This window comes from Acinetobacter sp. GRABPA_MV_2 (genome assembly GCF_056725885.1).
In genome coordinates this window covers 143935-149963 of record NZ_JBWZNA010000009.1, presented here as the reverse complement: position 1 = coordinate 149963, position 6029 = coordinate 143935, and the positions used below count along the sequence as shown (strand labels likewise).

Sequence of the window (6029 nt, the reverse complement as noted above, 5' to 3'; positions counted from 1 at the left end):
TAGACAACTCCATTGTGCTCATTGAAGAAGAGATAGGTAAGAGAGTTAGGCACACTGAGGCGAGAAGAATAGATAAATATTTCACTCAATCCCGAGTGTTTCCCTTAGATTTCCCTTTTAAACATTTTTGATAATTTTCGTATTTTGATCTAGTAAGCTACATACAGTTTTGTTCGGTATAAATATATTTTGTTCGATGATCGAACATTATCTAAGTAAAGTACTCAACCAATCTTATAGACTTGGGATGTAAAAAAATATTAATTCTTATAAATAGATATGTAGAAATGAAATATTTACTTAGGCTATTTCTCAAATAAAACTACAAAATATTATTATGTATATCTATCTTAAGACTGTGATTGTAAAATTAAACGTGCAAGCTCTAAATCATCAGGATAAGTAATTTTAATATTATCAGAACGCCCCATTACAACCTGCACAGTTTCACCCATATATTCAAGTGCACTTGCCTCATCGGTAATAGCAATATTATTTTCTAAAGCGTATTCAATTGCTTTTTTGAGCTTTCCAATTTTAGCAATTTGAGGCGTTTGAGCCTGCCATAATGAATCCCGATTTACCGTTTTATTAATATGATTATTTGCCTCAACCTGTTTTAAAGTGTCACGAACAGGAATCGCTAAAATAGCACTATGATTTGATTTAATTGCTTGTTCAACAAGGGTATTTAAACATTCAATTGTTACACAAGGCCGTGCTGCATCATGTACAAGAACCCAATCATTTTCATTAGCAAAAGTTAAAAGATGATTTAAAGCATTTAATACCGAATGGACTCGTTCAGCCCCACCTATACAAAAATGCGCCTTATCTATATTTTGAAATGCGAGCGTCTGAGCAAAGGTATCTTGGGTACCAATTGCCAAAACATAACCACTTAATGGAAGCTGGCTTATGCGTCGAACAGTATGTTCTAAAACAGTCGTATTCTGAATATATTGATACTGTTTCAATTCTGTTTTAGAAAATCGACTTCCTGACCCTGCAGCTGGAATAACTGCCCATAATTTAGTCTGGGATATCTGGGGATGCAGGTGTCTCATTCGTTTCCAAATCAACTTTAGCGTTCGGGTCAATATAAATAGGCTTGTAATGGGTACTAATTGTACTCATTTGAACAAATGTCTCATGTGGTTTAACCAAACCAAGATCAAGGCGAGCATGTTCTTCTATTGCTTCTGTACCATTTTTCAGGTCAAAAACCTCTGCTGCCAAAATACGGTTTCGTTCTTTAAGCTCTTCATTTACTTCAGCTTGTTGCTGAATTTGTTGCATGAGAGCTTGATGAGGGAGATAACCACCCTCACCTAACCAAAATTGATATTGCAGTATGGCTACCAAAACAATAACCAGTAGTAATATCAGTTTGCTTGAAGTGGATCGAAATACTTCTAACATATCATTAAGAGTTTTAATTAAAAACTTTGATTAAGCTTTTGTATTGTATAACAATTTAAAAAGAGCATGCAAAATTCCTGCAAAATCAGTGCAAAACTATTAATGCGCATGTTACTTTAAATTGACCATTGAAACATGTTGCATTTTGTCAAAAATGAATGGAATTTGAAAGGGAAATCATATTTATAAGTACAACTGCTTATAAATCACTCTATATATAAAAGTTATTCTGCGTATCAAGAAATTATGTTTAATAAATAGGAAAAAGTCCTCCGAAGAGGACTTATCAATAGAGATTTAAATGAGCCATTAATTAGAAGCTATAACGAACACTCAGCGTTGCATTTCGTGGTGTTCCCCAATTCATTGAGTTTTCACCAATACCTTCATAATATTTTTCATCAAAAATATTATCGATATTAAATTGAAGTTTAATATTTTTATCTACTTGATAGCCAAGCATCGCACTTGCTAAAACATAAGCATCTTGCTCAATGCGAGAGCTTCCACTACCCGTATAGTATTTACTCTTATAATTTAAGCCAAGTCCTGCACTCCACTGATTAAGTTTGTATTTAACAAATAAATTTGAAGTTGTTCGAGAGTTTGTCGTATTAACCTTCGTACCCTTTGCATCTTTTGCTTCAAAATTAGCAATACCAAAATTAACAGCCCAGTTATCGTTAATCTCGCCCTCAGCTTCAAACTCAAAGCCTTTACTTTCAACACCATCTACAGCACGGTAAGCTTGCTCTGTAGTTTGTGTACCATTACGGACAATAAATACTCCAGGTATCGATTCAGCAAAATTAGATTGTTCTATTCGAAATACTGACAATGCTGTATTTAAATGCCCCCCAAACCACTCACTCTTTAAGCCAGCCTCATAACTCTTACCTGTAATCGGATCAATATATTGATCATTTACATCTTTACGATCTTGAGGTTTGAAAATTTCTGTATAACTCGCATACACAGAATGATCTTGGGCAAAATCATAAATAGCGCCAATATAAGGTGCTAATTCATTGTTAAATTCACGGTTACCTTTATCATTCTCAGCTTTATATTCCCAGTTAGATAAACGTGCACCAGCAATAATTTTTAAAGGATCAAGAATTTGAAATTTTCCAGCAATATATGCCGCAGTTTGTGTGGTTTCATTCAGCGCATTTTTGCCGTTTAAAATAACAGGCTGAAGCAACTCTTGAGCTATATCATTATAGTTAAGCGGACCACCTAAATATTTTTCAATGTCTTGGTTTTTGTTAGATCCACCAAAAATATCTTTTGTCTTTTCATTCTTATTCCAAGATCCGCCAATAATGATTTCTTGTGGACGATTAAAAAGCGTAAATGGGGCATTGATAAAAACATCAATATTGTTTTCTTCACTCGCAGCTTTGGCGCCATATACAGAAACATTATCCTTTTTATTATCATCTATATTTTTTAGTGGACTGGTGTTGGTTGCCTTATCTACTTTTCCAGCTGTATATAACAACATAGAGTCCGTATCTTCTTTGCGGAAAGTATAAGCAACATTTAAATTGACATCATTAAATAAATTCTGTTTTAAGTTCGCAAACACTGCCGTTGTATTCACATCCCAGTAAGTCCAAGGTGCACTTACTGTTAAGCTTCTAGAAAAATTGGTACGGGTCCCATCAGTATAAAAAGCAGGTGTACCACCCCAACGGATACCGTCACGATGCAATTCTTGATAAGTAGCTCCAAGCGACATACTTGTTTTATCGCTCAGATCATAATCAAGAGCACCATAAAATACATTCCGCTCTTTCTCATAAAAATCCATAAATGAATTTTCATCAGAATGCTTCACAAACATACGTCCACGCAATGAACCATCAGCATTAAGCGGTGTAGAAATATCTGCCGAACTACTCCAAGAGTTCCATGAGCCTAATGATGTACTAACATTACCACTAAGTTCTTTTGAGTTTGCATGTTTACGAATCATATTCAGCGCCATCGCTGGATTTCCCGCACCTGTGGTTAGGCCATTAGCACCTTTCACCACCTCGACGCGATCATAAATATCTAAATCAAGGTCCCCTGTACCTAAATTAATCGTGCTCGGTATTCCATCTATTAAGTAATAATCTACCTCAAAACCACGTGCATAAACTTTCTGACGCTCATCAGTACGTGAAGTCGAAACACCCGTAATATTGTTCATTAAATCTTGAAATGAATCGATTTTACGATCATCTAAATACTCACGGGTTAAAACCTTCACCGATTGTGGTGTTTCACGAAGAGATAAATTTAATTTTGTAGAAGTATTTGCGCTTTTTGCTGCGTAACTGCCCGAACCTTCAGTAACAGTGGAATTTTCTTGTTCTGCTTGTACTCTTATCGTTTCTAAGGTGGCTGTTCCATTTTTCTCATCTGCATAACCAACTGAAGGAACAGTTAAAGCCATAGCAAATGCTAAAGGATGAGCTCTAAATACTTTTCTAAAGGGCGAAGTGTACATAAGAAAATTCCATAATAATTAATGTGCTGTGCGAGATTCCTTACCCTTTTACTACTTTGTTCCTTGTTACAAAGCAGAAAAAGTCGGCACAAAAATTAACACGAATGATAATTGTTATCAACAATATATTAATAATCACTACTATTTGTTTAGAGTGGGTTATCAGTAATTTTAATTATTGATGTATTTCTTTCCCATCCAACCCCACACTCGGATCATCAGGCAGTTAAATTTATCGTGCTCCAATTAATTAATAAAATGTTATGCAATTGTCTTACGATTAACTCAAAAATAACAAACTAAACAGTATTTTCTTTTATATTTTATTATTCTTCTAAAATCTCATCATAGAGAATAAAGGTACAAGTTGTAGTGCATAAAGTTTTAGCATTTTCTTTAGTAAGCTTAGGTTTGAGCGCTTGTAATAATCATACTGATGATAGTCCATCAAAAATAATTAATGTGGAGGACTCCCAAAAAATAAATAGACCTATTAATACCTATACATATGAATTTAATGACATTATTTATAAATTAAATACTGAACAAGACCAAATAACAGCTCATTTTAAATTAAAACGTTTATTAAAAAAGATGCCACCTAACGATAACAACTTAAACATTTTAAAAACTAAACGTAAAATACTCATACATTTAGGTTGTCTTAATGAAGCTTATCGCGTTACCGAAAAAATACTAGCTAAATCAGAAAATTCAAAATTACAAGAGATGCAATGTATTTTCCTAAGTAAAATGAAGAAAGATGCTCATGAAATAAAAGCATGTTATGAAAAAACCGCGAATAGTTATTTAAATGAGATAAATTTAATTCCTAAAGCTGCTTTGCGATATCAATATGCTTTATGGAGACATTATGCAGCAATGTTCCATGCTGGTCATATAGAATATAAAGATAAACTCCAAGAAGTTATTGATTATCACAACATTGAAGATCACAAAAAAACATATCAACAAATGTATAAAAATGTTATGGATCCTCAAGTTTTTCAAAAACGTCTAGATGAGATTCCTTATACTCCTGATTGTCATTAAACTATTTTTTTAAATCTTAATATCAGTTATTTTTATAGCTTGCATCATTATTAAATCTAATCTAACTAATAAGAATGTCTTTGTTGATATATCTTTTAATACTGCCTTCCCTTTTGGGAATAGCATCACCTCTTAATAGATCTATTTTTGAATAGTACAGCACATAATTAGACTAACTATCTTAAGTTTATTCACACAGAATTAGTTACGAATAAAATTTATAAAAAGTCACATATGCTTCACTCTTTTAACCAATAACTACCTAAAAAGTATATTTTTTTATTTTCTAATTTGTTAAGAATTTTATAAGGATTTCTCTCAATATTTTAATAAGGAGAAAGGTGAAAAATGGATTTTATTAATATATTTATAGGTGATACAACCTGGAACTTTGTTTTAGAAGTTTTAGTTCGATGTACCGTGATGTTTATCATCATTATTAGTTTTTTAAGATTATCTGGTAAACGAGGTGTACGTCAGCTCTCCCTTTTTGAACTCGCAATCATTTTATGTTTAGGGTCAGCAGCTGGCGATCCGATGTTTACTGAGGATATACCTATTGCACATGCCTTTGTTGTGTTTATCGTTATTCTTTTTCTTTATCGATTTGCTACATGGAGCATGGTAAAGCATAAAAAAATTGAAGATTTACTTGAAGGAAAAGCACTTTGTATTGTTAAGGATGGTCTTGTAGTCTACAAAGATTTCCAAAAACAATCATATTCTCATGATGAGTTTTTCTCAGAAATGCGGCAACAACATGTTGAGCATCTTGGACAAGTGAGAACAGCTTTATTAGAGTCTGATGGTATTCTTAGTCTGCTTTATTTTGAAGATGAGGACGTAAAATGGGGCCTACCATTATTCCCTGACGCTTACCGCAGAGCCAATGTACTTAAACTTAATACTTTTTATTCATGTATGAAATGTGGTGAAACTAAAATTTTAAATAAAATCGACCAAGAATGTAGCCGATGTCAACATCACAGTTGGGCTGAGTCTTTAAAAACACGCCGATTAGGATAATAAAAAAGGTGCTATTTCCTATTAAAAA

At 33.2% G+C, this 6029-nt stretch carries 5 protein-coding genes; 2 read left to right on the top strand and 3 right to left on the bottom strand.

The features are described from left to right. Positions 1–350 precede the first annotated feature (350 nt). The 3 genes from ispD to ACXM0J_RS10190 form a co-directional block, all read right to left on the bottom strand. Positions 351–1067 carry a 2-C-methyl-D-erythritol 4-phosphate cytidylyltransferase gene (gene ispD / locus ACXM0J_RS10200; protein ID WP_057077147.1) on the bottom strand — a complete coding sequence of 239 codons (717 nt, stop codon included), beginning with the start codon at positions 1065–1067 and terminating at the stop codon, positions 351–353. After that, a complete protein-coding gene (gene ftsB / locus ACXM0J_RS10195; protein ID WP_005069056.1) occupies positions 1033–1422 on the bottom strand; it encodes a cell division protein FtsB in 390 nt (129 codons plus the stop codon). The genes ispD and ftsB overlap by 35 nt, the downstream gene beginning before the upstream one ends. Positions 1423–1735: 313 nt before the next feature. Next, positions 1736–3922: a TonB-dependent siderophore receptor gene (locus ACXM0J_RS10190; protein WP_410374423.1), complete on the bottom strand. Its 2187-nt coding sequence runs from the start codon at positions 3920–3922 to the stop codon at positions 1736–1738. 372 nt (positions 3923–4294) lie between these two features. Between ACXM0J_RS10190 and ACXM0J_RS10185 the strand changes: the two genes are divergently transcribed. Next, a complete protein-coding gene (locus ACXM0J_RS10185) occupies positions 4295–4975 on the top strand; it encodes a hypothetical protein (protein ID WP_086265556.1) in 681 nt (226 codons plus the stop codon). A gap of 348 nt (positions 4976–5323) precedes the next feature. Next, positions 5324–6001, top strand: coding sequence for a DUF421 domain-containing protein (locus ACXM0J_RS10180; RefSeq protein ID WP_068557086.1), 678 nt, complete (start codon positions 5324–5326; stop codon positions 5999–6001). Positions 6002–6029: the final 28 nt, after the last annotated feature.

What these genes read in the sequence shown, in the direction of transcription:
- ispD (WP_057077147.1), bottom strand. Translation starts at nt 1,067, where the DNA reads ATGAGACACCTGCATCCCCAGATATCCCAGACTAAATTATGGGCAGTT.
- ftsB (WP_005069056.1), bottom strand. Translation starts at nt 1,422, where the DNA reads ATGTTAGAAGTATTTCGATCCACTTCAAGCAAACTGATATTACTACTG.
- ACXM0J_RS10190 (WP_410374423.1), bottom strand. Translation starts at nt 3,922, where the DNA reads ATGTACACTTCGCCCTTTAGAAAAGTATTTAGAGCTCATCCTTTAGCA.
- ACXM0J_RS10180 (WP_068557086.1), top strand. Translation starts at nt 5,324, where the DNA reads ATGGATTTTATTAATATATTTATAGGTGATACAACCTGGAACTTTGTT.